Below are 25686 nucleotides of genomic sequence, written 5' to 3'. Positions count from 1 at the left end.
CCATGACCGGCTGGCACAACCCGCCGATCCCGTGGCGGGAGTTCGAGGAGCGGCTGTCGTGGCGGCCGTCCGGCCGGGCGCCGGACGAGCCGGAGCCGCCCGACGCCCGGCCCCGCCCCGAGCCGCCCGACGAGGACGTTCCGTGGGCGGAGCTGCACGTCCACTCCTCGTTCAGCTTCCTGGACGGCGCCAGCGACCCGGCCTCGCTCGTCGCGGAGGCCGCGCGGCTCGGCGTCCGGACGATGGCGATCACCGACCACGACGGCATGTACGGCGCGGTCCAGTTCGCGCAGGCGGCGGGCGACGCGGGCATCGGGACGGTCTTCGGCTCGGAGCTGAGCCTCGGCCTGCCCGGACCGCAGACCGGCGAGCCCGACCCGGCCGGGCGCCACCTGCTCGTCCTCGCGCGCGGCGCGCCCGGCTACGCGCGGCTCTGCTCGGCGATCACGGCGGCGCAGCTCGCGGGCGGGCGCAAGGGCCGCCCCGTCTACGACCTCGACGCGCTGGCGGGCGCGCACGGCGGGCACTGGGCGGTGCTGACCGGCTGCCGGAAGGGCCCCGTCCCCGCCGCGCTGGAGGCGGACGGCCCCGGCGCCGCCGAACGCGAGCTGCGGAACCTGATCGCCATGTTCGGCCGCGGCAACGTGTTCGTCGAGCTGGTCGACCACGACCAGCCGGACGACGACCACCGCAACGACGTCCTGTTCGAGCTGGCGCGCCGGGTCGGCGTGGACGCGGTGGCGTCCAACAACGTCCACTTCGCCGCCCCCGGCCCGGACGCGCGGCTGGCGCAGGCGCTGGCGGCCGTCCGCGCCCGCCGGGGCCTCGACGACATGGTCGGCTGGCTCCCGGCGGGCGGCACCGCGCACGTCCGCAGCGGCGCGGAGATGGCGCGGCGCCTCGCCCGGTTCCCCGGCGTCCTGGAGCGGACGGTGGCGCTGGCGCGCGAGTGCCTGTTCGACTTCGACGTCGTCGCGCCCCGCCTGCCCGACTGGCCCGTCCCGGACGGGCACACCGAGGCGACCTGGCTGCGCCACCTGGTCGCGGAGGGCGCGCTGAAGCGGTACGGGCCGCCGGAGCGGGAGCGGGTGTCCGGGGCGTACGAGCAGATCGCCAAGGAGCTGGACGTCATCGAGCAGCTCCGCTTCCCCGGGTACTTCCTGATCGTCCACGACATCGTCGAGTTCTGCCGGAGCAAGGGCATCCTGTGCCAGGGGCGCGGCTCGGCGGCCAACTCGGCGGTCTGCTACGCGCTCGGCATCACCGGCGTGGACGCCGTCCGGCACGGCCTGCTGTTCGAGCGGTTCCTGTCCCCCGGCCGCGACGGCCCGCCCGACATCGACCTCGACATCGAGCACCGCCGCCGCGAGGAGGCCATCCAGTACGTCTACGACAAGTACGGCCGCGAGTGCACCGCGCAGGTCGCGAACGTGATCAGCTACCGGCCGCGGATGGCCGTCCGGGACGCGGCCCGCGCGCTCGGTTTCTCCCCCGGCCAGCAGGACGCCTGGTCCAAGGGCATCGACCCGCGCGACCCGGTCGGCTCGGAGGCCGACGTCCCCGGCCCGGTCATGGAGCTGGCGGACCGGATGCTGCGGCTCCCCCGGCACCTCGGCATCCACTCCGGCGGCATGGTCATCGCGGACCGCCCGGTCGGCGAGATCTGCCCGATCGAGTGGGCGACGATGCCGAACCGCAGCGTCCTGCAGTGGGACAAGGACGACTGCGCGGCGGCCGGGCTCGTGAAGTTCGACCTGCTCGGCCTCGGCATGCTCGCCGCCCTGCACGACTGCTTCGACCTGGTGGCCGGGCACCACGGCCGCCGCCACGACCTCCAGTCGATCCCGCCGGACGACCCGCTCGTCTACGACATGCTGTGCGACGCCGACACGGTCGGGGTGTTCCAGGTCGAGTCGCGGGCGCAGATGGCGACGCTGCCCCGGCTGCGCCCCCGCGAGTTCTACGACCTGGTGGTGGAGGTGGCGCTGATCCGGCCGGGCCCGATCCAGGGCGGGTCGGTGCACCCGTACCTGCGGCGCCGCAAGGGGCTCGAACCGGCCGACTGCCCGCACCCGCTGATGGAGCCCGCGCTGTCGCGGACGCTCGGCGTCCCGCTGTTCCAGGAGCAGATGATGCAGCTCGCCGTCGACTGCGCCGGGTTCACGCCCGCCGAGTCCGACGCGCTCCGGCAGGCGATGGGCGCGAAGCGGGCGCCCGAGCGGGTGGAGCGGCTCCGCCGCCGCCTGCTGGACGGGATGGCCGAGCGCGGCATCCCCCCGGACGTCGCCGAGAGCGTGTACGAGAAGATCCTCGGCTTCACCGGGTTCGGGTTCCCCGAGTCGCACGCGCAGAGCTTCGCGCACCTGGTGTACGCGAGCGCCTGGCTGAAGCGGCACTTCCCGGCCGCGTTCACGGCCGCGCTGGTGCGCAACCAGCCGATGGGCTTCTACAGCCCGCAGAGCCTCCTCAACGACGCGCGGCGGCACGGCGTCGTCGTCCGGGGCGTGGACGTCAACGCCAGCGGCGTCCACCCGACGCTGGAGGAGGCGGTCGAGGTCGTCTCCGACCATCCGCACGCGCCCGCCGAGCCGCAGCCCGCGATCCGGCTCGGGCTGTCCGGCATCCGCAACCTGGGCGACGACACGGCGGAGGCGATCGCCGCCGGACGCCCCTACGCGAGCATGGAGGACCTGGCCCGGCGCGTCCCGCTGTCGGCGGGCGCGCTGGAGGCGCTCGCCACGGCGGGCGCGTTCGACGCGTTCGGGCTCACCCGGCGGGAGGCGCTGTGGGCGGCGGGCGCGCTGGCCGGTTCCGGCCCGGGACGGCTGGAGGGCGTGACGCCCGGCGCCGCCGCGCCCGCGCTGCCCGCGATGACGCCGATCGAGGAGACGCTCGCCGACCTGTGGGCGACCGGGGTGTCGAGCACGCATCCGGTCGCGCACGTCCGGGACGCGCTGGACGAACTCGGCGCGCTGTCGTCCACCCGGCTGGCCGCGACGCCCGGCGAGACGAACGTCGTCGTCGCGGGCCTGGTCACGCACCGGCAGCGGCCGCCGACCGCGGGCGGCATCGTGTTCATGACGCTGGAGGACGAGACCGGCATCGTCAACGTGGTGTGCCCGCCGCAGGTGTTCGAGCGGCACCGCGGCCTCGCCGTCGACGCGCAGGCGCTGCTGGTCAGCGGGCGGCTGGAGCGCGCCGACGGGGTCGCGAACGTCCGCGCGACCCGGCTGCGGCGGCTGCCCGTCCCCGGCCGGGTGCGGGCCCGCAACTTCCATTGATCGCGGGACGTCCCGCGTCCGCTAGAACCTCGTGGCCTCCTCTGCCATCGTATGGAGGACGGTTGGGGCCGCGTGCCGCTCGCGTGGGCGGCCGCCAAGACGCGGCTCGCGGGCGGAGAGGTGAACTCCATGGACGGGCCGCGAGCCTCGCTGAGCGAACTGCGCCCGGACGAGCCCACGCGGATCGGCCGGTACCGGATCGAGGCCAAGGTCGGCGAGGGCGGGATGGGCGCGGTCTACCTCGGCCGCGGCCCGGACGGCCGGGCCGTCGCGGTGAAGGTCGTGCGGTCCGCGCTCGCGGGCGACCAGACGTTCCTCGCCCGGTTCCACGACGAGGCGGCCAACGCCCAGCGCGTCGCGTCGTTCTGCACGGCGCAGGTGCTGGAGCACGGCGAGGACCAGGGCCTCGCCTACATGGTCACCGAGTACATCGACGGGCCGTCCCTGCTCGACCACGTCAGCGAGAACGGCGCGCTGTCGCCGGGGATGCTGCACGGCGTGGCGGTCGGGGTGGCCGCCGCGCTCGTCGCCATCCACAGCGCGGGACTCGTGCACCGCGACCTGAAGCCGAGCAACGTGCTGCTGTCCATCTCCGGCCCCCGCGTGATCGACTTCGGCATCGCCCGCGCGCTGGACATGGCGTCCGCGCACACCCGGACCGGCGTGGTCGTCGGCACCCCCGGCTGGATCGCGCCCGAGCAGATCATGACGCAGCAGGTCACCCCGGCCGTGGACGTGTTCGCCTGGGGCTGCCTCGTGGCGTACGCGGCGAGCGGCCGCAACCCGTTCGGGCAGGGCTCGTTCCAGGTGATGGCGGCGCGGGCGGTGCACGCCGAGCCCGAGATCGGGGACCTGCCGTCCCCGCTCGCGGGGATCGTCCGGGCGGCGCTGCGCAAGGACCCGCTGCAGCGGCCGAGCGCCCGCGACCTGCTGCTCTCCCTGGTCGGCGGCGCCGGGGAGGCGGCCGTCACCTCCGAGCTCGGCGAGATGTGGACGGCCCCGCCCGCCGAGACCCGCGTCGCCGATCCCGTTGTCGCCGCCCCGGTCGCGCCGCCCGTCGAGACGCCCACGGCGCCGCCCGCCGGGACGCCGAGCACCCCGCCGGGCGGGGATCCGACCGTCACCCACCGGGACGTGACCGCGCCCGCCCCCATGCCGATGCCCGCGCCCGCCCCGCCCGGCCCGCCCGCGCCGGGCCCCGTCACCCAGATGGCGGCGGACTGGCAGCGCGAGCAGGTCGGCCAGGCCCCGACCATGGCGCCGGGCGGACCGTCCCGCCGCAGGACGTTCGTCCTGTCGTCGGTCGCGGGCGTCGTCGTCGCCGCGCTCGTGGCCGCGGGCGTCTACTACTACCTCGACCACGCGTCCGAACCGCGGAGCGGGGGCAGCGCCACCGGCGACGGCGCGGTGGCGGGGTTCCCGGCGGGGTCGATGCTCGTCCGGATCGACACCGCGTCCGGCTGGCCGAAGTCGTGCCACGCCGACATCGGCCGGTACGACCTGGCGGAGCGGAAGCTGACGACGCTCTACCGCGGGCGGCCGTGCGCCATCCTGCCCGAGCCGTCCCCCGACCACCGCCGCATCGCGTTCACGCGGCGGCTGGACGGCGGCGGGAACGAGGCGTGGGTGATGAACGCCGACGGGTCCGGCGCCCGGAAGGTCACCGACATCGCGGGCGGGCGCGTCGCCTGGTCGCCGAACGGCACGCGCCTCGCCTACATGGGCCGCAAGAACGGCGTCCGGCAGATCTTCACGGTCACCCTCGACGGGAGCGGGGTCGAGCAGCTCACCGACGACGCCTCGGACAAGGACGACCCGATGTGGGCGCCCTCGGACAGGATCGTCTTCTGGAGCAAGCGGGACGGCCCCGAGCAGATCTACAGCCTCGACCCGACCGACCCCGGCACCTGGCGGAGGCTGACCAGGGACGGCGTCCGCTCGGTCGACCCGGAATGGTCGCCCGGCGGGGCCAGGGTCGCCTACACGCGGGGCGGCCCGGACGGCAGCGAGATCTGGATGGTGGACTCCACCGGAGGGCAGGTGCCCCTGCGCTTGACCACGGGCGGGGACGACATGGACCCGGCGTGGTCCGCCGACGGCCGCTGGATCTGCTACGTGCGCGGCGCGGTCGGGTCGCCGGTGGTCCGCGCCGTCCGCGCGGACGGCACCGGCGACCAGGTCGTCACCCCGGCCGGCCGCACGTTCGGCCACCCGAGCTGGAGCTAGTCCCCCCGCCCCGCCGGTCCCCGCCCCGCTAGTCGCGGCTGCCCGCCGGTTCGGGCTCCTCCGGCGCGGCGGCGGCGGGCGCGGGCTCGGCGCGGCTCAGCGCGCTCGGCCACCACATGCGCCGTCCGACGTCCAGGTTCAGGGCGGTGACCAGCACCGACCGGACGACGAACGTGTCCAGCAGCACCCCGAACGCGACCGTGAAGCCGAGCTCGGCGACGAACACGAGCGGCAGCGAGCCGAGCGCGGCGAACGTCCCGGCGAGCACCGCGCCCGCCGAGGTGATCACGCCGCCGGTCGCGGCGAGCCCGACCAGCGCGCCGCGCCGCATCCCGACGCGCTTCGACTCCTCGTGCACGCGGGTCATGAGGAAGATGTTGTAGTCGGTGCCGAGCGCCACGAGGAACACGAACGACCACAGCGGGAACGACGGGTCGGCCGCCGCGAACCCGAACACGTGGTGGAACATCAGCGCGCTGACGCCGAGCGCCGCCGCGTACGACAGCACGACGGTCGCGACGAGGACCACCGGGGCGACGACGGCGCGCAGCAGCAGCGCGAGGATGATCAGCACGACGACCAGCACGATCGGGATCACGACGTTCTGGTCCCGGTGGGAGGCGTGGTTGATGTCGAGCGTGACCGCCGTCCCGCCGCCGACCTCCGCGTCCGCGCCGGGGACGGCGTGCACGGCGTCGCGGGCCCGCTGGACGGCGGTGAACCCGCGGTCGCTGTCGGGCGGCGCGGTGAGCGTCCCCTCCAGGTAGACGAGCCCGCCGGACGGCTGCCCCGGGTTCCTGCCCGCGAGCTTGACGTCGGAGATGTCCGGGACGCGGGCGAGCGCGGCGGCGACGGCGTCCTGCGTCCCCGCCTTCGCGACGACCTGGACGGGCGACCCGCTGCCCGCCGGGAAGTGCTTGCCGAGCACCTCCTCGCCGGTGACCGAGTCGGGCTTGCCGGTGCTGAAGGCGTCCTTGTTGGGCAGCGAGCCGGTCTTCAGCCCGAACAGCCCGGCGGCGAGCGCGCCGAGGACGACGGCCGTGACCAGCCAGGTCACCCGCGGGCGCACGGCGACGACCCCGCCGACCCGCGCCCACACGCCGCGCTCGGTCGGCTCGTCCGTCCCGAATTTCGGACGGCGCGGCCAGAACATCCAGCGGCCGCAGATCACGAGCAGCGCGGGCAGCAGGGTCACCATCGCGAGCAGCGCGACGGCGACGCCGATCGCCATGACCGGGCCCATGCTCTTGGTCGAGTTGAGGGTGGCGACGAGCAGGCACAGCATGCTGAGCGCGACCGTCGAGCCGCTGGCGACGATCGCGGGGCCCGCGCGGTGCAGCGCGACCGCCATCGCCTCGTGCCGGTCCTCGTGGCGCCGCAGTTCCTCCCGATATCGGGCGATGAGCAGCAGCGCGTAGTCGGTGCCCGCGCCGAACACGAGCACCGTGAGGATGAACGCGGCCTGCCCGTTCACGGTCAGCCCGGCGTGCTCGGCCAGCAGGTAGATCACCGCCTCGGCCGCCATCAGCGCGAACCCGACGCAGAGCAGCGGCGCGAGCCACAGGATCGGGCTGCGGTAGGTGAGCAGCAGGATCCCGATGACGATGGCGGCGGTGACGTACAGCAGCGTCGCGTCGAAGCCGGAGAACACGTTGCTGAAGTCGCCGCCGTACCCGGCGGGGCCGGTGACGTGCGCGTCCAGGCCGGGGGCGCCCTTCTGGACGATGTCGCGGTAGTCGTCGACGGCGGGTCCGAGCAGGTCCCAGCCGTCGTTGCCGACGCGGATGTTGACGATCGTCTCCAGGGCGGTGCCGTCCTTCGCGGGGATCGGCCCCTGCACGCTGACGGCGAGCCGCCGGGGCGGCGCCGAGCCCTTCGGGTCGCCCGTGACGGCCTGCAGGCGCGGCACGTCGGCGGCGGCCTTGGCCCGGTCGGCGGCGGTGAGCGGGCCCCCGTCGCGGTGGTAGACGACGACGGCGGGGAACGTGTCGGACGGCACGAACCGCTCGGACGCGTCCACCACCCGGGTCGACTCGGCGTCCTTCGGCAGCCACGCCGACGCCTCGTTGGTCTGCGCGCCGGTGAGCTTCCCGGCGAGCGGCACGGAGATGCCGAGGACGACGATCCACAGCACCAGCACGACCCATTTGCCCCAGCGTCCGCAGGGCAGGGACGCGAATCTGTACGCGCGCGACATCAGGACCCCCAGTGATGAGACCGCCCGATGTTCGCTTCTACGCCGCCGAATCCGGCTCGGCAAGACATATCGCGTCTTGCAGGCCAGATCCGGTCACTCCATGACAGTTGTCATCGAGCGAAGTCCGGCGCCCGCCGGTCGGTGATCATGTCGAGGCGGCGCAGGATGACGCCCTCGCGCAGCGCCCAGGGGCACACTTCCAGCTCGGTCAGCTCGAACAGGTCCATGGCGGCGTCCGCGACGATCGCGCCCGCGAGCAGCTGCGGGGCGCGCCGCTCGGACACGCCGGGCAGCTCGGCCCGCCCGGCCGACGGCATGGCGGCGAGCTTGTCGGCCCACTCGGTCAGCGCGGCGCTCGCCAGGATCCGCCGTTGGTACGGTCCATCCGTCGAGGGCGCCGCGCCGCCGATGCGGGCGAGCTGTTTGAACGTCTTGGACGTGGCGACCGCGTGGTCGGGCGGCCCGTAGCGGGCGACGTCCCCGACCCGGCGGGCGATCTCCGCCCGGACGTGCCGGCGCAGCCTGCGGACCTCGTCCGGGGGCGGCGGGTCGGCGCTGAACCAGTCGCGGGTGAGGCGGCCCGCGCCGAGCGGCAGCGAGAACGCCACGTCCGGCTCCTCGTCCAGGCCGGAGGCGATCTCCAGCGAGCCGCCGCCGATGTCCACCACGAGCAGCCGCCCGGACGACCAGCCGAACCAGCGCCGCACCGCGAGGAACGTCAGCCGCGCCTCCTCCTCGCCGGACAGCGCGCGGATGTCGATCGCCTTGTCGCTCCGGATCCGGGCGAGGATCGCCTCGCCGTTGGAGGCGTCCCGGACGGCGGACGTGGCGAACGCGACGAGGTCCTCGACGCCCTTGTCCTCGGCGATCTGGAGCGCGTCGTCGACGAAGTCGCGCAGCAGCGCCTCGCCCTCCTCCGACAGCCGGTCGCCCTCCTCCAGGTGGGCGGCGAGCCGCATGTCTGCCTTGTGGGAGTACGCCGGAAGCGGCCTCGCCCCCTCGTGGGCGTCCACCACCAGAAGGTGAACGGTGTTCGATCCCACGTCCAGCACGCCGAGTCGCATATCGACGACGCTATCGGACGTATCACCGGCCCGGGCAGTCACCGCTGCGGCTACGGTGTCGGCATGAGGGGGGAGACGGACATGGACGGGCAGCGGGGACGGCGCTGGCGGGTGCCGCCCGGCCACGTGGCGGTGAAGTGCGCCGGGGCGGCGGCCGTGACGGCGCTGATCGTCCTGTACAGCCACGACCCGCAGTTCCTCTTCCTGGCGGTCGCCGCCGCGGTCGGGCTGAACGCGCTCGCCCTGCGCGACCTGGTCGCACCGGTGCGGCTCGCCGCCGACCCCGCGGGCGTCACGGTCGTGACCGGCTACGCGGGGCGCCGCCGCGTCCCGTGGGACGAGGTGTCGGCCATCCGGGTGGACGAGCGCCGCCGCCTCCTGCTGCACACCCGGATGCTGGAGATCGAGACGACCGACGACCTGCACCTGCTCAGCGCGTTCGACCTGGGCGAGGACGTCCACGACGTGGCCGACGAGCTGTACCGGATCCGCTCCCGCACCCGGGGCTAGGGGCCGGGGAGCTCGTCCGGCGTGGGGAAGGAGCCCTGCGCGCCCGGCGCGCGGACGGCGGCGGCGCCCGCGCGGGCCGCGTAGCGGGCGGCGTCCGGGAGATCGTCGCCGCGGGCGAGGCGCAGGCAGAGCGCGGCGGTGAACGCGTCGCCCGCGCCCGTGGTGTCGACGGCCGCCACCTCCGGGGACGGCACGCGCACCCGCTCCGTCCCGGCGGAGACGAGGGCCCCGTCCGCGCCGAGCGTGACGACGACCGAGCGGGGGCCGCGCCGCCGGAGGGCCTCGGCCATGCCCGCCGGGTCGCCGGGGCCGTCCCGGCCCAGCAGGAACGCGGCCTCGTGCTCGTTGACGACGAGCGGGTCGCAGTGGGCGAGGAGGCCGGCCGGGACGGGCGCGGGCGGCGACAGGTTCAGCACGAACCGCGCCCCCGCCGCCGCGCAGGCCCGGGCGGCGGCCTCCACGGCGGGCAGCGGCACCTCGAGCTGGCACGACACGACGGCCGCGGCGGCGATCGCGGCGCGGGCGGCGGCGACGTCGGCCGGGCCGACCCGGGCGTTCGCGCCGGGCGAGACGATGATGCTGTTGTCGCCGTCCGGCCCGACGGTGATCAGCGCGACGCCGGTCGGCGCGCCGGGCGCGGTGGCGAGGTGGGCGAGGTCGACGCCGGCGGCGGCGAGGGCGGCGCGGAGCAGCCCGCCGTGGCCGTCGTCGCCGACGCGTCCGACGAGCGCGGCGCGGGCGCCGAGCCGGGCCGCCGCGACCGCCTGGTTCGCGCCCTTCCCGCCGGGGTGCGTGGCGAGGTCGGAGCCGAGCACGGTCTCCCCCGGCCCGGGCCGCCGCTCGACGCCGACCACGAGGTCGGCGTTGACCGATCCGACGACGACCACGTCGTGGCCGCGCGGGCGTCCGCTGCCGCTGGTCCGCACGGTTCAACCGACTACACGCGGCGGGCCGTCCGCGCAACCCCCGTCACCGGGCGCGCAGCTCGGCCAGGTCGACCACGTCGGACAGGTCGGCCACGGACAGGTAGTACCCGCGGCCGACGAACGCCCCGTGCCGCGTCACGAGGAAGGCGCTCTCGCCGCGCACTCCGGCGAACTCGGCCCACACCCGGTGCGCCCCGCTGAGGCGTACGGCCGTCACGCGCAGGCCGTCCGGCCCGCTCCAGCTCTCTTGATCGTCCCCCATGCACGGAACGTTATGCTTCGTGACTCTCCGCGCATGCGGGCGGGGTCGCCGGTCAGGCCGTCTCGAAGACGGCCGGGTCGGGGCCGAAGCGGGTGCCCTGGTCGAGCTCCCCGATCGCCTTCATGTCGTCCGGGGACAGCTCGAAGCCGAACACGTCGATGTTCTCGGCGATCCTGGACGGCGTCACCGACTTCGGGATGACCACGTTCCCGATCTGGAGGTGCCACCGCAGGACGACCTGCGCCGGGGTGCGGCCGTGGCTCCGGCCGATGCGGTCGAGTGCCGGGTCGTCCAGCAGCCCGTGGCCCTGGCCGAGCGGCGCCCACGCCTCGGTACGGATCCCGTGGTCCCGGTGGAAGGCGCGCAGGCCGTCCTGCTGGAAGTAGGGGTGCAGCTCGATCTGGTTGACGGCCGGGACGACGTCCGCCTCCTCGATGATCCGGCTCAGCGTCTCCACGGTGAAGTTGGAGACGCCGATCGCGCGGACGCGGCCGTCCCGCTTGAGGTCTTCGAGCGCCCGCCAGGTGTCGAGATAGGCGCCGCGGCTCGGCATCGGCCAGTGGATCAGGTAGAGGTCCAGGTAGTCGAGGCCGAGCCGGGACAGGCTCGCGTCGCACGCCCGCAGCGCGTTGTCGTACCCCTGTTCGTCGTTCCAGAGCTTGGTGGTGACGAACACCTCCTCGCGCGGGACGCCGGAGGCGCGCAGGGCGCGCCCGACGCCCTCCTCGTTGCCGTAGGCGGACGCGGTGTCGACGCTGCGGTACCCCTGCTCAAGCGCGGTCCGCACCGCCCGCTCCGCCTCCTCGTCCGACGCCTGGAAGACCCCGAAGCCGAGCTGCGGCATCGCGGTCCCGTCGATGAGATCAACGTCCGGTACGCTCACGTGTCCCCCTTCCGCTCGCTCCATCCGGGCGATCGTGCCCGGGAAACCAGCACCGGAACATCGCGGGCCGCCGCGGGCCGCCGCGCGGGCGCCGTTGATCATAGGCTCGTCTTCGAACCCGACCCCCGTTGGAGGAGCGATGCACATCCGCCGCACCAGCGTGCACAACACCTGGGACAACGCGATCCCGCCCATCGCGACCATCGCCCCCGGCGACGAGCTCACCGTGGAGACCGCCGACGCGAGCGGCGGGCAGCTCGGCCCGGACGCGGGCACGGCCGCGGTCGCCGCCCTCGACTTCGGCCGCGTCAACCCGGTGACCGGCCCCTTCCGGGTGGACGGCGCGGAGCCCGGCGACGCGCTCGTCGTCGACGTCCTCGGCATGGAGACCGGCGAGTGGGGGTGGACGGCCGCCATCCCCGGCTTCGGGCTGCTCGCCGACGACTTCCCCGACCCGCACCTGCGGATCTCGAAGATCTCCGGCGGGACGGCCGAGCTGCTGCCCGGGCTCGCCGTGCCGGTGCTGCCGATGATCGGGACGATCGGGGTCGCGCCCCCCGAGCCGGGCGAGCACTCGATCGTCCCGCCGCGCCGCTGGGGCGGGAACATGGACGTCCGGCACATCGGGCCCGGCGCGCGGCTCGTCCTGCCGGTCGGCGTGGACGGCGCGCTCCTGTCCCTCGGCGACGCGCACGCCGCGATGGGCGACGGCGAGGTGTGCGGCACCGGCATCGAGACCGAGGCGACCGTCCGGCTCCGGGTGGACGTCCGGCGCGGCGGCGCCCCGGTCACGCCGATCATCGAGACGGCCCCGGCCGCGCAGCGCACCGGCGCGGCGCTCGCCACCACCGGCATCGGCCCGGACCTCATGGAGGCGGCGAAGGACGCGACGCGCGCCCTCGTCACCGAGGTCGCCGTGCGGACCGGGATCGCGCCCGCCGACGCCTACCTGCTCGCCAGCGTCGCCGCCGACCTGAAGATCTCCGAGGTCGTGGACGTCCCCAACTGGATCGTCTCCGCCCACCTCTCCCTCGACCTCCTCTCGTGACGCCCGCCGAGCCGCGCGGCGACCTCGGCCCGCCCGGCCTGAACGCGGGCGAGCGCGCGACGCTGCTGACGTTCCTCGGCTACCTGCGGGACGCGGTGGTCGCCAAGGCGTCCGGCGTCCCCGAGGAGGCCGCCCGCGCGCCGGGCGTCGCGTCGGGGACGAGCCTGCTCGGCCTGGTCAAGCACCTCACGCGCACCGAGCTGAACTGGTTCGTGTGGGCGTACGAGGGCGCCGACGTGCCGCGCTTGGACGACGCGGAGCCGCCCCTCGGCCACGAGACCGCGGCCGGCCTGGTCGCCGCCTACCGGGAGGCGTGCGCCCGCAGCGACGCGGTCGTCGCGGCCTGCCCCGACCTGGACCGGACGGGCGTCCGGTCGCTGCGGGACGCGCCGCCGCCGTCGATGCGCTGGCTGCTGGTCCACATGGTCGAGGAGACGGCCCGGCACGCCGGGCACGCCGACATCCTGCGCGAGCGGATCGACGGAGCGGTGGGCCGCTGAGGGGTCCTCGCGCGGCCCACCGGGACCGCCGCCGTCAGGACGCGGTGTTCTCGAACGTCCAGTCGCCGGAGCCGATCTCGAAGAGGGCGCGTCCGTCCTTCACGCCCAGCCGCCGGGCGTCGGAGGGGGCGTTCGGCCCCGAGTTCCCGCCGAGGAGCGGGAACTCCACGCGGGCCTTCGCGCCGGGCGGGACGGTCACGTCCAGCCGCAGCCTCCGGCCGGTGCGCCGCCACGCGGACGCGGCGCGGCCGCGCGGCGTCTCGTAGGTCGCGGCGGCGCGGGTGACGTCGCCGACGACGGCCGGGCGGACGAGCAGCGTCTCGAACCCGACCGAGTCGTCGGTCTGCCCGAGGCCCGCGAGCCCGGCGTGGAACCACTCGTCGATCGCGCCGAGCATGAAGTGGTTCTGCGACAGGCCGGAGGTGGGCCCGTCCCAGTTCTCGGTCAGCGACGTCGCGCCGTGGACGACCTGGTACCCGTAGCTGGGGTTGCCGGTCTGCGTGGCGAAGGCGTGGACGACGTCGTCGCGTCCCGCCGCCGACAGCACGTGGAACACCGACGGCAGCGCGATCTCGCCGACGGTGAGGTGGTAGCCCTTCGCCTTGATCGAGTCGACGAGGTGGGCGAGGACGGCGTCCCGCTTCGCCGCCGGGACGACGCCCATGTCCAGCGCGAACGCGTCGCACGCCTGGCTGCCCGACCCGTAGGTGTCGCCGGTGGCGTACTTCGCGTTGAACGCGTCGCCGATGTCCGCGGCGAGCGCCTCGTACTTCGCGGCGTCCGCGTCCCGGCCGATGACCTCCGCGATGCGGGCGAGGGCGGAGACGGCCCGGTGGTAGCCGAAGGTCGCGGTGACGCCGGTCGGGGTGCTCGTGTCGAACGCGATCCAGTCGCCGAGGCCGTAGTCGAGCAGGTGCCCGCTCGCCTTGCGGGTCAGGTGGTCCACGTAGCGGACCATGTTGGGGTAGTAGGCGCGCAGCGTCGCGGTGTCGCCGTAGGCGCGGTACATCTGCCAGGGCGCGAACACGATGACGTTGCCCCAGTTGGGGTCGTCCCTGAAACCGCCGGAGAAGACGGTGAACTCGGGCGCGATGTCGGGGACGAGCCCGTCCTCGGTCTGGGCTTCGGCGATGTTCCGGACGATGTCGCCGTAGTAGGCGGCCACGTCGTAGTTGCGCGCGACGGCCGGGAACACGAGGTTGGCCTGCTCCAGCCAGCCGAGCTTCTCCCGGTGCGGGCAGTCGGTCAGGACGGAGTACATGTTGCTCTGCACGGCCCGGTCGATGATCTTGTGGATGTCGTTGAGCAGGCCGTGCGAGCTGGTGAACGTGCCCGCCGCCTCGTTCGCGGCGCGCAGCACGATCCCGGTGACCGTGCCGTCGTCCGGCGCGGCCGGCAGCCCTTCGAGCTGCAGGTAGCGGAAGCCGTGGTAGACGAACCGGGGATGCCACGTCTCCGTGCCGCGCCCGGACAGGGTGTAGGTGTCCCAGATCGGCGAGCCGGTGGTGTGCTGGCTGACGGTGCCGTCCGCGGCGAGCAGCTCGCCGGGGCGCATCGTGACCGTCGTCCCGGCGGGGCCGCTGACGCGCAGCTTCGGCCATCCGGCGAAGTTCACGCCGAGGTCGACGACGTACACGCCGTCCTTCGGCTGCGTGATCTTCCGGGTGCGCAGCACGGCGACCGGCTCGATCGGCGGGGACGTGCGGGCGGCGAGGCTCGCGGTCGGCGACGCGACCTCGATCGCATCCGTCCAGTCGCCGTCCCCGATGACGCGGCGGGCGTCGTGGTCCTCGCCGCCGTACCAGTTGGCGAAGGTCGTCGCGCCGAGCGCGGCGCGCCAGGACGGGTCCGACGCCACGGTCTCGCGCGTGCCGTCGGTGTAGGTGATGTCGAGCTGGGCGAGGAAGGCGGGCTTGCCGTCCGAGCGGGTCAGCTTCTCGTAGCGCCCGGGGGTCGGCGGGACGTGCGCCATCCCCGGGCCCAGCTCGACCCGCACCGTGTTGCCGCCCCGGTGCAGCAGCTTGGTGACGTCGTAGGTGGAGTAGACGAGCCGCTTCTTGTACGTGCTGTACGGCGGTTCCAGGACGGCGTCGCTGACCGGCCGCCCGTTCACGGTGACGTCCAGGACGCCGAGCGCGGTCGCGTAGAGGCGGGCCGTCCGCACCCGCTTGCCCAGCCTGAAGCCGCGCTCGAAGACCGGCAGCGCCGCGGGCCCGCGGTGCAGCGGCGGCGGCGCCTCCTGCCCCTTGACCGTGGCCGCCGTGTCGAAGGCCGTGCCGTCGTCGGACGTCTCGACCGTGAAGTCCTCGGGGAAGTTCGGGGTCTTCTCGTCGTCGGTCATGGCGTCGGTGCGCGGGTACAGCACCACGCGGTCGAACCGCCGCTCCTCCCCGAGGTCGATCCGGAGCCAGACGGGGCTCGCGAGATCCTGGTCCCGGCGCTCCAGGCTCGTGTAGCCGAACGGGGCGTCGTCGCTGGTCAGCGAGCCGTCCGTGACGGCCTTCGGCTCCCACTGGCCGCCGACGGTGTAGCTCTCGGACGCGGTCACCCGGGCCCTCAGCGCCACGTTCGGGCCGGACGCGCCGTCCCGGACCTCCACCTCGGCGAGCTGGAGCCGCGACACCTTGTACGGCCAGCCCTCCTTGATCGGCAGGCCGAGCCGGGTCACGTTCAGCCGGACGTACCGCGCCGTCCGCGCCGGGAACGCGACCGTCGCGGGCCGCGGCCGCGGCTCGCCCGACCACGCCGGGTGGCCGATCCAGCGGGCCGTCCAGTCGGCGGCGGCGAGCAGGCCCGTCTCGAAGTGGGACGGCTCGCTCCACGCGGACGCGCGGCCCTGCCCGTCCCACACCCTGACCTGCCACGACGCCCGTTCGCGCGACCGGAGCGCGCGTCCGGCGTAGACGGCGGACACGGCGCCGCCCGCGACCTTGCCGGAGTCCCACAGGTCGGGGCGGGCGAGCCGGTCGTCCGCGCTCGCCACCCGCACCTGGAAGGCCGTCTGCACCGCGTCGCGCGGCCCGGCGGCGAAGCGCCAGCTCAGCGTCGGCCGCGCCGCGTCGATGCCGAGCGGCGACCGCAGGTGGTCGACGCGCGGGTCGACGGGGCGCGGCGTCCGCGCCGCCGGTCCGCCGGGGGCGGCCGAGGCGGGCGCGGCGAGCGCGCCGCCCGCCGTGACCGCCGCCGCGGCGACCCCGCCCGCCTGGACGAACCTTCTCCTGGACAACTCGCTCATGGACGTGCTCCTCAGCGCTGGTTGGAACGAAGGTCGGGAGGTGGGAGCGGGAACGGAGCGGGATGTCCGTCAGGGGTTCACGTGGACGAGGTCGATCTCCAGGAGGTCGGCGACGGCCTTGAGGTCGGCGACCATGTGCCCGGTGCCGAGGGCCCAGTGGTGCGAGATCCCGGTGGCGCTCCAGGCGTCGGTCCATTCGCCGGGGTCGCAGCCGAAGTCGACGCGGGACGTGGTGTTGCCGATCCGCAGCAGCGGGCCGTCCACGGTCTCGCCCTCGGACGCGGCGAACGCGAACGTCCCGTCCCGGCGCTGGATGATCCCGAACGCGGTGACCGGGCCGTGCCGCACGTCGAACTCGACGGACACGCCGTAGCCGCGCTTGCCGTGGTAGACGCCGAGCCCGCGGAGCAGCGGCCGCCTCGCGCTGATCGCCAGGTGGGCGGGCCCGTCGTGCCCCATCTCGACGTGGCCGCGGGTGAAGTCGAGGGCCTGCAGCTCGGTGAACGAGCCGCCCGCGCCGAGCCGGTCGGCGACCAGCATGGCGAGGGACGTGCGCAGCTCGTACTCCCCCGCCGCCGGGACGCCGCGCGCGGTGAGCAGCGACGCGCCGAGGATCATCCCGGCGCCGAGCCGCTCGTGGACCTCGCCGTCCAGGCCGCGGTGGTAGTAGGCGAGGCTGTCGAGCCCGAAGTCGGCGACGAGCCGGTCGAGGCCGACGGACACGCGGGCCGCCCAGGCCAGGTCGTCGTCGTTCACGGACGCGTCCAGCTCGAAGATCGACTCCGCCTCCGCCTTCTTCGCGGCGGCCTCCGCGTCCGTGACCTTCTCCACCCGGACGCGCAGGTCGTCGAACTCCAGCACCTCGACGTGGCCGCCGAAGTTGGCGCTGACCAGGGTGAGGTCGGTGGAGACGTCGAGCATGCCGGGGTAGAGGTGGCCCATCAGGCCGTGCCGTCCGCGGCGGAGCGCGGCCCGCACCCCGGCGGCGCGGACCCAGCGGGCGATCCGCGTCCAGGCGCGCTCGTCCTCCAGGTGGCCGGAGACGGAGCGGAACGGGACGCCGCAGCGCGCGAACGCGTTCGCCATCTCCGGCAGCGGGCACGCGCCGCAGTAGGCGAGCCACTGGCCGGTGTCGAACGTCGCGTGGTCCATCGACTCGGTCGGCTGGAGGTTGATCAGCAGGACCGGCGCGTCCGCGCGCTGCGCGACGGGGACGAGCATCGTCGCGGTCATGTAGGTGGTGAGGAAGCCGACGATGAGGTCGCAGCCCGCCGCGCGGAGCCGTTCGGCGGCCTCCGCGCCCTCCCGCGCGTCGGAGACGAACCCGGCGTCCACCACCTCGGCGCCGAGCCCCCGCATCCGCTCCGCGACGCGCTCGGCCGACCGTTTCAGTTGCGGCAGCAGTTCCGGGAACTGCGGCCAGTACGCGCCGAGGCCCCCTGCCACCAGGCCGACCTTCACCGGCGGCCGGGTCGTGTTGTCCGGCATGTCCTCTCCTCGTCGTCATTCGCGGACAGGTCGTCGAAATGGGGGAAACTTCTGGACCCGGCCCTTCGTTCTCGTGTCGGGTTCCTTTTGGTCGAGCGGGCCCTTCAGGGACGGCCGGCGGCCCGGGTGGGGACGGCGCGGACGCGGCGATGTGAGCGCCGCGGCCTCGCGGTCCGGGCCGCCGACCGGTCTCCCTCCGCCGACCGGTCCGCGTCCCGCGCGGTCAGCGCAGGAACGCGGCGGCGACGCCCGCGTCCACGGGCACGTGCAGGCCGGTCGTGTGCGTCAGGTCCCCGCAGGTGAGCGCGGCGACGGCGGCCGCGACATGCTCGGGCAGCACCTCGCGTTTCAGCAGCGTCCGCTGCGCGTAGAACTCGCCGAGCCGCTCCTCCGCCACCCCGTACACGGCGGCGCGCTCGGCGCCCCAGCCGCCCGCGAAGATCCCGGAGCCGCGGACGACGCCGTCCGGGTTGACGCCGTTGACGCGGATCCCGTGCTCGCCGAGCTCGGCGGCGAGCAGCCGCACCTGGTGCGCCTGGTCGGCCTTGGCCGCGCCGTAGGCGATGTTGTTCGGCCCGGCGAACACGCCGTTCTTCGACGCGATGTAGACGATGTCGCCGCCCGCCGCCTGCTCGACCATGACGCGGGCGGTCTCGCGGGAGACGAGGAACGAGCCGCGCGCCATGACGTCGTGCTGGACGTCCCAGTCGCGCGCGCTCGTCTCCAGCAGCGGCCGGGAGATCGACAGCCCGGCGTTGTTGACGACGAGGTCGACCCCGCCGAACGCGAGGACGGCGGCCCGGACGGCGGCGGCGACCTCGTCCTCGGACGTCACGTCGGCGGCGACCGCCACGGCCGCGTCGGCGGGCCGCGGCGCGGACGCGCCGATCTCCGCCGCGACCTTCTCCGCGGCGGCGGCGTCCCGGTCGGCGACGACGACGCAGGCGCCCTCGGCGGCGAGGCGGCGGGCGGTGGCCGCGCCGATCCCGGACCCGCCGCCGGTGACCAGCGCGACCCGCGCCGCCAGCGGCCGCGGCGCCGGCCGGCGGCGGAGCTTGGCCTCCTCCAGCTCCCAGTACTCGATGCGGAACCGCTCCGCCTCCGGGATCGGCGCGTACGACGACAGCGCCTCCGCGCCGCGCATCACGTTGATCGCGTTGACGTAGAACTCGCCCGCGACGCGCGCGGTCTGCTTGTCGGCGCCGAAGGAGAACATGCCGACGCCGGGGACGAGCACGATCGCCGGGTCCGCGCCCCGCATCGGCGGCGAGTCCGCGGTGGCGTGCCGCGCGTAGTACGCGGCGTACTCCGCGCGGTAGGCGGCGTGCAGGTCGCGGAGGCGGGCCTTGGCGTCGTCGAGCGGGGCGTCCGGCGGCAGGTCGAGGACCATCGGCGCGACCTTGGTGCGCAGGAAGTGGTCCGGGCAGGACGTGCCGAGCGCGGCGAGCCGCGGATGCTCGGCGCGGGAGACGAAGTCGAGCACGGCGGCCGAGTCGGTGAAGTGCCCGACCTGCCGCCGGTCGGTGGAGGCCAGCCCGCGCAGCAGCGGGAACAGCGCCGCCGCCCGCGCCCGCCGCTCGTCGTCCGGGAGCGCCGGGTGGACCACCTCGCCGAACGGGTCGGCCCGGCCGTGCTCGGCGATGTAGGCCTCGGCGGTGCGGATGATGTCGAGCGAGTTCGCCTCGCACTCCTCGCTCGTGGCGCCCCACGCGGTGATGCCGTGCCCGCCGAGGATCACGCCGATCGCGTCCGGGTTCGCCGCCTTGATCGCGGCGATGTCCAGGCCGAGCTGGAAACCGGGGCGCCGCCACGGCACCCACGCCACCCGGCCGCCGAAGACGCGCCGGGTCAGCTCCTCGCCGTCCGCCGCCGTCGCGATCGCGATGCCGGAGTCGGGGTGCAGGTGGTCGACGTGCGCGGCGTCCACGAGGCCGTGCATGGCGGTGTCGATGGACGGCGCCGCCCCGCCCTTCCCGTGCAGGCAGTAGTCGAACGCGGCGACCATCTCGTCCTCGCGCTCGACGCCCGGGTAGACGTCGGCGAGGGCGCGCAGCCGGTCGAGCCGCAGCACGGCGAGGCCGCCCTCGGTCAGCGTACCGAGGTCGCCGCCGGAGCCCTTCACCCACATCAGCTCGACCGGCGACGCGGTCACCGGGTCCTCCACCACCGCCTTGGCCGACGCGTTCCCCCCGGCGTAGTTGGTGTTGCGCGGGTCGGAGCCGAGCGCGTGCGCGCGTTCGATCAGCTTCCCGACCTCGGGCGGACTGCCCGTCATCGTCCTCTCCTCACCTGGAACCGATGGGTGCCCGGACCGGCCTCGAAGCGGCCGGGGCCGAGCGGCCGCGCGCCGTCCAGCGCGACGGCGGCGGCGGGCAGGCGCACCTCGGCCACGGCGCCGACCGGCACCTCGGCGCGCAGCGCCAGCCGCCCGTCCTCCCGCCGCCAGCTCACGGCGGCGCGGCCGCGGACCGTGTCGATCGACGCCTCCGCGCGGGCGAGCCCGGCGGGCAGGCAGGGGCGCATCAGGATCCGCCGGTAGCCGGGCGCGGACGGCTCGATCCCCGCCACGTACCGGTAGAACCACTCGTCGACCGTGCCGAGGAAGCCGTGGCCGCGCGAGCGCGAGCCGAGGTGCCACATCTCCCACAGCGACGTCGCGCCGTTGGCGAACCAGAAGCCCCAGCTCGGCTCGGTCGTCTGCGTCGCGACCCGGTAGGCGAGGTCGGCGTGGCCGTGGTCGCACAGCACCGGCAGCAGGTACTTGGTGCCGAGCACGCCGGTGTCGAGGTGGCCGTCGTGCGTGTCCTCCACGTCCCGGACGAGGTTCGCCGCCACCGCCTCGACGTGCTCGGACGGCACCAGCCCGAACGCCAGCGCCAGCACGTTCGGCGTCTGCCGGTACGCGTCGTCGGCCCGGTACAGGCCGCGCCCGGCGTCCAGGTACGCGGCGTTGAACGCGCGGGCCACCTCGTCGGCCTTGCCGCGCAGGCGCCGAGCGTCGGCGTCCTTGCCCAGCTCGGCGGCGATCTCGGCGAGCTGGACGTGCGTCCGGTGCACGTACGCGGTGCCCATCAGCGCGTTCACGGCGGCGCTCTGCGCGGACGGCGCGTTGTAGTCGCCCCACTCGTCGGTGCTGAGGCCCCTGCCGTCCAGCCGTCCCGCCTCGTAGGCGGCGTACCGGTTGAGCGAGTCGTAGTACTCGGCGAGCGCCCAGGGCGCGTCGTAGTACCGGTGCAGGTTCCACACCGTCGCGACGTACTGGTTGGCCCAGGACGGCGACGGCGGGCGGAACCCCGGGCGCGGCTGCGGCGCCCACGAGGCGATGTTGCCGTCCTCGCCCTGCGTGTCGCGGATGTCGGTGAGCCACTTGGCGTAGAAGCGGCGCATGTCGTAGTTGGCGAAGGCGGAGTCCTCCATGAGGCCCGCGTCGCCGGTCCACGGCAGCTTCTCCTCCATCGAGCCGTCGGTCGGCACCGAGACGTGGTTGTTGAGGAGGGTGGAGCGCGCGGCCTCGTGGATCCGGTTCAGCAGGCCGTTCGCGCAGGTGAAGCGGCCCGTGCTGGCGACGGTGGTGTGCAGGCGCAGGGCGCGGAGCGCGTCGCGTCCGGGCGTGCCGGGGTACCCGCGCACCTCGACGAACTGGAACCCCTTGTAGCTGAACGACGGCTGCCACACCTCGGTGCCCTTGCCGCTCAGCACGTAGGTGTCGGTCTGGTCGCGTCCGCCGGGGTGGACGGTGCCGTCCGCGTCGAGCCGCTCGCCGTGCCGCAGCCGCACCTCGGTCCCCGCCGGGCCCCGGACCTTCAGCCGGACGACCCCCGCGATGTTGACGCCGAAGTCGTACACGTACACCCCGGCCGCCGGATTGGTGATCGCGACCGGGCGGAGCGAGTCGGTGATCTTGATGGGCTCGATCGCCTGCGCCCGCACCTCGACGCCGGCGGTCCGGATCGGCTTCGCGGCCGTCCAGGCCGTGTCGTCGAAGCCCGGCGCGGACCAGCCGGGGACGGCGAGCCGGGCGTCGTAGTGCTCGGTGTCCGGGGTGACCGCGCCCGCGTACGACGGGCCGGGGGCGGTCTTCCAGGTGCCGTCGCCGACGATCGCGGCGCCGTCCGCGACGAGGCGGAACAGGAGGCGCTGGCGGCCGTCCCAGCCCGTGCCGGGCTCCGGCACCGGATCGCCGGGCCCCATCTTCCCGGCGCCCATCCCGCCGAACCAGCCGCGCCCGAGCGCCACCCCGACCGCGTTGCGCCCCTTGGCCAGATGGCGAGTGACGTCGTGGACGACGTACCCGGCGCGGCGCGCGTAGTCGGTCCACGCCGGATCGAGGACGTGGTCGCCGACGCGCTCGCCGTTGACGAACAGCTCGTGGTAGCCGAGCCCGCAGATGTAGGCGCGGGCCCGCGACGGCCGCGCCCGCAGCGTGAACTCCTTGCGCAGCAGCGGGTTGAACGGGTGCGGGAAGGCGACCGCGCCGGTGATCCGCAGCTCGCCGTCCGCGACCGTGCCCGCGCTCCACCGGTAGGGCGCGCCGCCGGTGAGGTCGTCGTCGAACGGCGGGCCGCCGCCGGTGACGGTGATCCGCCGCAGCACGCCCGCCTCGCGGCCGTCGGTGCGCAGCCCGACGGTGCCGGACGCGAACGTGCCGTCGGACAGGGTGTCCACGAGCGCGCCGTCCACGTACGTGCGGATGGTGGCGCCGCGCGCGTCGATCGCGACCTTCAGCGGGGTGCCGACCACCCGGTCGACGGGGATCGGCACGCTCTTCAGCACCGTCCAGCCGCCGTTCACCAGCTTGTGCGGCCGCAGCAGCGAGCCCTCGGAGAGCTGCCACATGTAGCCGTTGGAATCGCCGTCCGCGCGGAAGAACAGGCCGAACGCCAGCTCGGTGACGGTGAGGTCGGCCTCCAGGCGGAAGTCGTCCCAGACCGGGACGGTGGAGCCCGGCCAGATCCAGCCGGTCCCCCAGTCGCCGACGCCCGTCTCCCACCAGCCTGGATCGCTCCACCCGGACGTGCCGCCCGCCGCGTCCCAGGCGCGCACCTTCCACTCGTACCGGCGGCCGGGCAGCAGCTCCGGTCCGCCGTACACGATGTTGCGCGTCTGCGCGGAGGCGACCCGGCCGCTGTCCCAGACGACGTCCCGCCCGGAGGTGACCACGACCTGGTACGCGGTCTGCGCGTCGCCGCGGCGCGGCGAGGCCAGCCGCCAGCCGAGCCGGGGCGCGGGCTCGTCCATGCCGAGCGGGTTCGGGGCGTCCTGGACGTCGAGCGCGGTCACCCGCATCCCGCCGCCGGACGCCGCCCGCGCCGTCCCCGGCACGCCGAGCGCCACGCCGGTCGCGGCCGTGGCCCCGAGGAAGCCTCGCCGAGAGATCATCACGCGCCCCATCCCGCCGCCTGGCCGACCGTCCGCTCGGCGCGGACCTTCTCGAAGTAGCCGGACGCCTTGTACGCCGCGACCGGGTCCGGGTGCAGGCCCATCTCCTCGCGCAGCTCCGCCAGCAGCGGACGGACGTCGGTGTTGTAGGCGTCCATGAACACCGCGTTCGCTTCGAGGACGTCCCCGGCGTCCTGCGCGGCGCGCAGCGCGTCGCCGTCCACGAGCAGCGCCTTCGCCGTCGCCTCCTGGACGTTCATCACCGAGCGGATCTGGCCCTGGATCTTCGGCTCGATGTTGTGGCACTGGTCGAGCATGAACGCGACCCCCGCGTCCGGGTCGTAGCCGCCGCCCCGCACCACCTCGTACATGATCCGGAAGAGCTGGAACGGGTCCGCGGCGCCGACCATCAGGTCGTCGTCGGCGTAGAAGCGGGAGTTGAAGTCGAACCCGCCGAGCTTCCCCTCGCGCAGCAGGAACGCGACGATGAACTCGATGTTCGTGCCCGGCGCGTGGTGCCCGGTGTCGACGACGACCTGCGCCTTCGGGCCGAGCTTCACGCAGTGCGCGTAGGACGCCCCCCAGTCCGGCAGGTCGGTCATGTAGAACGCGGGCTCGAACAGCTTGTACTCCAGCAGGAACCGCTGGCCGTCGCCGAGCCGCTCGTAGACGGCCGCGAGCGCCTCGGCCATCCGGTCCTGCCGGGTCCGGACGTCGTCCTGCCCCGGGTAGTTCGTGCCGTCGGAGAACCACAGCTTGAGGTCGCGGGAACCCGTGGCGTCCATGATGTCGACGGCTTCCAGCAGGTGGCCGAGCGCCTTGCGGCGGACGGCCGGATCCGGGTTGGTGACGCTGCCGAGCCTGTAGTCGTCGTCCTGGAAGACGTTGGTGTTGACCGCGCCTATCCGCACCCCCCTCTCCTCGGCGTGCGCGGCCAGCGCGGCGTAGTCGTCCACCCGGTCCCAGGGGATGTGGACGGCGACGCTCGGCGCGACGCCGGTGAACCGGTGCACCTGCGCGGCGTCGTCGATCTTCTCCCACGGGGTGCGCGGGACGCCCTCCTGCGCGAAGACCTTGAACCGCGTCCCCGAGTTCCCGTACGCCCACGAGGGGGTCTCGATCTGCTGGCGGCGCAGGGCGTCCTTCACCGCGCTGGTGTCAACCACGGGCACGTGACCTCTCAATCCAGGTGGAAGACCTCGGCGAGCGGCGACATCCCCTGGTCGGGACGGCCGTCGAGGTCCTCGAAGAACGGCGCCATCTCCGCCTGCCAGCGGGCGTTGACCTCGGTGCGGGCCATCGCCGCCCGGGCGGCCTCGAAGTCGTCGGTCTCCAGGTAGCCGACGAGGAGGCCGTCCTCGCGCAGGAAGAGGGAGTAGTTGTGCCAGCCGCTGTCGCGCAGGGCGTCCCGCATGCCGGGCCAGACCGCCTGGTGGCGCCGCTTGTACTCCTCCAGGCGGTCCTGCCTGACCTTCAGCAGGAAGCAGACGCGCTTCCGGCCGCGTGCTCCATGCGGGGGGCCGTCCCCCCACACCCCCCGGTTCGCTCCGCTCATTCTCAGAAGTGGTACTGGTCGATGTTCTTGGCGTCGAAGACGGTCGGCGGGCCGAGGATCACCTCACCGTTGGCGCCGATCGTCCGCTCGCCGAGCTTGCCCGCCTTGAACCTCTCGCCCTGCGCCCCGGTGATCTGCCCGGACGACAGCGCCGCCGCCGCGTACGAGGCGAGGTAGCCGAGGTTCTTCGGGTCCCACAGCTCGAACTGCTCGACGGTGCCGTCCTTGACGAACTTGCGCATCTGGTCGGGCGTGCCGAGCCCGGTCAGGACGACCTTGCCCTTGTACTTGGACGCGGAGATGTAGCGGGCCGCGGCCGCGATGCCGACCGTGGTCGGCGAGATGATGCCCTTGAGGTTCGGGTACGCCTGGAGCAGCCCCTGCGTCTGCTGGAACGACTTCTGGTCGTCGTCGTCCCCGTAGGCGACCTTGACGAGCTTCATCTTCGAGTACTCGGGCTTCGCCAGCTCGTCCTTCATGAACTTGATCCAGGTGTTCTGGTTCGTGGCGTTCGCCGTCGCCGACAGGATCGCGATCTCGCCCTCGTGCCCGATCCGCTCCGCGAGGAGCTTGACCTCGCTGCGCCCGATCTCCTCCGAGCTGGCCTGGTTGATGAACAGGTCGCGGCACTGCGGGTTCGTGTCGGAGTCGTAGGCGACGATCTTGATGTTCTTGGCCCGCGCCTGCTTCAGCGGCCCGCACACCGCGTTCTCGTCGTTCGCGGCGATGAGGATCGCGTCGTGCCGCTGCTGGATCAGCGTGTTGATGTAGGAGACCTGCGAGGACGCCGACGCGTCGGACGGCCCGACCTCCTTGGCCTCGCCGCCGAACTCCTTCGCCGCCGCGATGCCCGCGTCGTCGACGATCGTCTCGTAGGGGTTGTTGACCTGCTTCGGCAGGAACGCCAGCTTGAGGCCCTTCTTCAGCGGCGCGTTCGGGTCGGCCGACGCCGTCCCGCCGGACGTTCCCTTGCCGGACGCCGACGAGGAGTCCTTCGTGGTCCCGCCGCAGGCGGCCAGGCCCAGGGCGAGGACTCCGGCCGTGGCGACCGCGGCCAGCCGGCGCGGGGCGCGCAGACGAATGGTCATCAGGGTGCCTCTCAAGGTTCTTTCTTCCGGGGGTGGGTCGCGGC

Annotated in this window: 17 protein-coding genes; 5 read left to right on the top strand and 12 right to left on the bottom strand. The window is 74.3% G+C overall.

Going from position 1 to position 25686, the window contains the following annotated elements; all coding sequences use genetic code 11:
- Positions 1–2 precede the first annotated feature (2 nt).
- Positions 3–3281, top strand: coding sequence for an error-prone DNA polymerase (locus ACH01S_RS13700; protein ID WP_067890377.1), 3279 nt, complete (start codon positions 3–5; stop codon positions 3279–3281).
- 51 nt (positions 3282–3332) lie between these two features.
- Positions 3333–5507, top strand: a complete 2175-nt coding sequence (locus tag ACH01S_RS13695) for a protein kinase domain-containing protein (protein WP_246237242.1) — start codon at positions 3333–3335, stop codon at positions 5505–5507.
- Positions 5508–5535: 28 nt separating this feature from the next.
- Here ACH01S_RS13695 and ACH01S_RS13690 read toward each other — a convergent pair whose 3' ends face one another.
- Both ACH01S_RS13690 and ACH01S_RS13685 read right to left on the bottom strand, forming a co-directional pair.
- Complete coding sequence (locus ACH01S_RS13690; RefSeq protein WP_067890374.1) at positions 5536–7704, bottom strand: MMPL family transporter; 2169 nt, start codon at positions 7702–7704, stop codon at positions 5536–5538.
- 110 nt (positions 7705–7814) lie between these two features.
- Positions 7815–8768, bottom strand: coding sequence for a Ppx/GppA family phosphatase (locus ACH01S_RS13685; protein WP_067890372.1), 954 nt, complete (start codon positions 8766–8768; stop codon positions 7815–7817).
- A 63-nt stretch (positions 8769–8831) separates the two neighbouring features.
- Here ACH01S_RS13685 and ACH01S_RS13680 point away from each other — a divergent pair, with 63 nt between their 5' ends.
- On the top strand, positions 8832–9278 hold the full coding sequence (locus ACH01S_RS13680) for a PH domain-containing protein (protein ID WP_067890369.1): 447 nt from the start codon (positions 8832–8834) through the stop codon (positions 9276–9278).
- Here the strand turns inward: ACH01S_RS13680 and ACH01S_RS13675 are convergent.
- Genes ACH01S_RS13675 through ACH01S_RS13670 form a run of 3 tightly spaced genes read right to left on the bottom strand, consistent with a single transcriptional unit; the run spans position 9275 to position 11310 of the window.
- The gene (locus tag ACH01S_RS13675) at positions 9275–10204 is read right to left on the bottom strand and encodes a ribokinase (RefSeq protein WP_067890366.1); all 930 of its coding nucleotides are present in this window, start codon (positions 10202–10204) and stop codon (positions 9275–9277) included. The genes ACH01S_RS13680 and ACH01S_RS13675 overlap by 4 nt on opposite strands.
- A gap of 43 nt (positions 10205–10247) precedes the next feature.
- Positions 10248–10466, bottom strand: coding sequence for a hypothetical protein (locus ACH01S_RS43475; RefSeq protein ID WP_148344839.1), 219 nt, complete (start codon positions 10464–10466; stop codon positions 10248–10250).
- 52 nt (positions 10467–10518) lie between these two features.
- Complete coding sequence (locus ACH01S_RS13670; RefSeq protein ID WP_246237244.1) at positions 10519–11310, bottom strand: aldo/keto reductase; 792 nt, start codon at positions 11308–11310, stop codon at positions 10519–10521.
- 178 nt (positions 11311–11488) lie between these two features.
- Here ACH01S_RS13670 and ACH01S_RS13665 point away from each other — a divergent pair, with 178 nt between their 5' ends.
- A complete protein-coding gene (locus tag ACH01S_RS13665; RefSeq protein ID WP_067890361.1) occupies positions 11489–12397 on the top strand; it encodes an acetamidase/formamidase family protein in 909 nt (302 codons plus the stop codon).
- Positions 12394–12897 (top strand): DinB family protein, encoded by a 504-nt coding sequence (locus ACH01S_RS13660; RefSeq protein ID WP_067890358.1) that lies wholly within the window; start codon positions 12394–12396, stop codon positions 12895–12897. The genes ACH01S_RS13665 and ACH01S_RS13660 overlap by 4 nt, the downstream gene beginning before the upstream one ends.
- A gap of 34 nt (positions 12898–12931) precedes the next feature.
- Here the strand turns inward: ACH01S_RS13660 and ACH01S_RS13655 are convergent, their stop codons facing one another.
- From ACH01S_RS13655 to rhaS, 7 genes are all read right to left on the bottom strand, one after another.
- Positions 12932–16132 carry a family 78 glycoside hydrolase catalytic domain gene (locus tag ACH01S_RS13655; protein WP_067890355.1) on the bottom strand — a complete coding sequence of 1067 codons (3201 nt, stop codon included), beginning with the start codon at positions 16130–16132 and terminating at the stop codon, positions 12932–12934.
- Between the two features lie 69 nt (positions 16133–16201).
- The gene (locus ACH01S_RS13650) at positions 16202–17620 is read right to left on the bottom strand and encodes an L-fucose/L-arabinose isomerase family protein (protein WP_067890352.1); all 1419 of its coding nucleotides are present in this window, start codon (positions 17618–17620) and stop codon (positions 16202–16204) included.
- Between the two features lie 223 nt (positions 17621–17843).
- On the bottom strand, positions 17844–19895 hold the full coding sequence (locus ACH01S_RS13645) for a bifunctional rhamnulose-1-phosphate aldolase/short-chain dehydrogenase (protein WP_067890350.1): 2052 nt from the start codon (positions 19893–19895) through the stop codon (positions 17844–17846).
- Complete coding sequence (locus ACH01S_RS13640) at positions 19892–22999, bottom strand: alpha-L-rhamnosidase (protein ID WP_169809259.1); 3108 nt, start codon at positions 22997–22999, stop codon at positions 19892–19894. The genes ACH01S_RS13645 and ACH01S_RS13640 overlap by 4 nt, the downstream gene beginning before the upstream one ends.
- Complete coding sequence (rhaI, locus tag ACH01S_RS13635) at positions 22999–24165, bottom strand: L-rhamnose isomerase (protein ID WP_067890346.1); 1167 nt, start codon at positions 24163–24165, stop codon at positions 22999–23001. The genes ACH01S_RS13640 and rhaI overlap by 1 nt, the downstream gene beginning before the upstream one ends.
- A 14-nt stretch (positions 24166–24179) precedes the next feature.
- Positions 24180–24554, bottom strand: a complete 375-nt coding sequence (locus ACH01S_RS13630; RefSeq protein WP_067890344.1) for an L-rhamnose mutarotase — start codon at positions 24552–24554, stop codon at positions 24180–24182.
- A gap of 2 nt (positions 24555–24556) precedes the next feature.
- Entirely contained in the window at positions 24557–25642 is a 1086-nt protein-coding gene (gene rhaS, locus ACH01S_RS13625; RefSeq protein ID WP_067890343.1) for a rhamnose ABC transporter substrate-binding protein, read from the bottom strand.
- Positions 25643–25686 lie beyond the last annotated feature (44 nt).

The organism is Actinomadura chibensis NBRC 106107, from assembly GCF_001552135.1.
In the GTDB taxonomy this organism is placed as follows: Bacteria; Actinomycetota; Actinomycetes; order Streptosporangiales; family Streptosporangiaceae; genus Spirillospora; species Spirillospora chibensis.
Note: the sequence above shows the minus strand (reverse complement) of the source record. Positions and strands in the feature narration are given on the sequence as shown.

What these genes read in the sequence shown, in the direction of transcription:
- ACH01S_RS13685 (WP_067890372.1), bottom strand. Translation starts at nt 8,768, where the DNA reads ATGCGACTCGGCGTGCTGGACGTGGGATCGAACACCGTTCACCTTCTG.
- ACH01S_RS13640 (WP_169809259.1), bottom strand. Translation starts at nt 22,999, where the DNA reads ATGATCTCTCGGCGAGGCTTCCTCGGGGCCACGGCCGCGACCGGCGTG.
- ACH01S_RS13665 (WP_067890361.1), top strand. Translation starts at nt 11,489, where the DNA reads ATGCACATCCGCCGCACCAGCGTGCACAACACCTGGGACAACGCGATC.
- ACH01S_RS13700 (WP_067890377.1), top strand. Translation starts at nt 3, where the DNA reads ATGACCGGCTGGCACAACCCGCCGATCCCGTGGCGGGAGTTCGAGGAG.
- ACH01S_RS13680 (WP_067890369.1), top strand. Translation starts at nt 8,832, where the DNA reads ATGAGGGGGGAGACGGACATGGACGGGCAGCGGGGACGGCGCTGGCGG.
- rhaS (WP_067890343.1), bottom strand. Translation starts at nt 25,642, where the DNA reads ATGACCATTCGTCTGCGCGCCCCGCGCCGGCTGGCCGCGGTCGCCACG.
- ACH01S_RS13645 (WP_067890350.1), bottom strand. Translation starts at nt 19,895, where the DNA reads ATGACGGGCAGTCCGCCCGAGGTCGGGAAGCTGATCGAACGCGCGCAC.
- ACH01S_RS13670 (WP_246237244.1), bottom strand. Translation starts at nt 11,310, where the DNA reads ATGCCGCAGCTCGGCTTCGGGGTCTTCCAGGCGTCGGACGAGGAGGCG.
- ACH01S_RS13630 (WP_067890344.1), bottom strand. Translation starts at nt 24,554, where the DNA reads ATGAGCGGAGCGAACCGGGGGGTGTGGGGGGACGGCCCCCCGCATGGA.
- ACH01S_RS43475 (WP_148344839.1), bottom strand. Translation starts at nt 10,466, where the DNA reads ATGGGGGACGATCAAGAGAGCTGGAGCGGGCCGGACGGCCTGCGCGTG.
- ACH01S_RS13655 (WP_067890355.1), bottom strand. Translation starts at nt 16,132, where the DNA reads ATGAGCGAGTTGTCCAGGAGAAGGTTCGTCCAGGCGGGCGGGGTCGCC.
- ACH01S_RS13695 (WP_246237242.1), top strand. Translation starts at nt 3,333, where the DNA reads ATGGAGGACGGTTGGGGCCGCGTGCCGCTCGCGTGGGCGGCCGCCAAG.
- ACH01S_RS13690 (WP_067890374.1), bottom strand. Translation starts at nt 7,704, where the DNA reads ATGTCGCGCGCGTACAGATTCGCGTCCCTGCCCTGCGGACGCTGGGGC.
- ACH01S_RS13650 (WP_067890352.1), bottom strand. Translation starts at nt 17,620, where the DNA reads ATGCCGGACAACACGACCCGGCCGCCGGTGAAGGTCGGCCTGGTGGCA.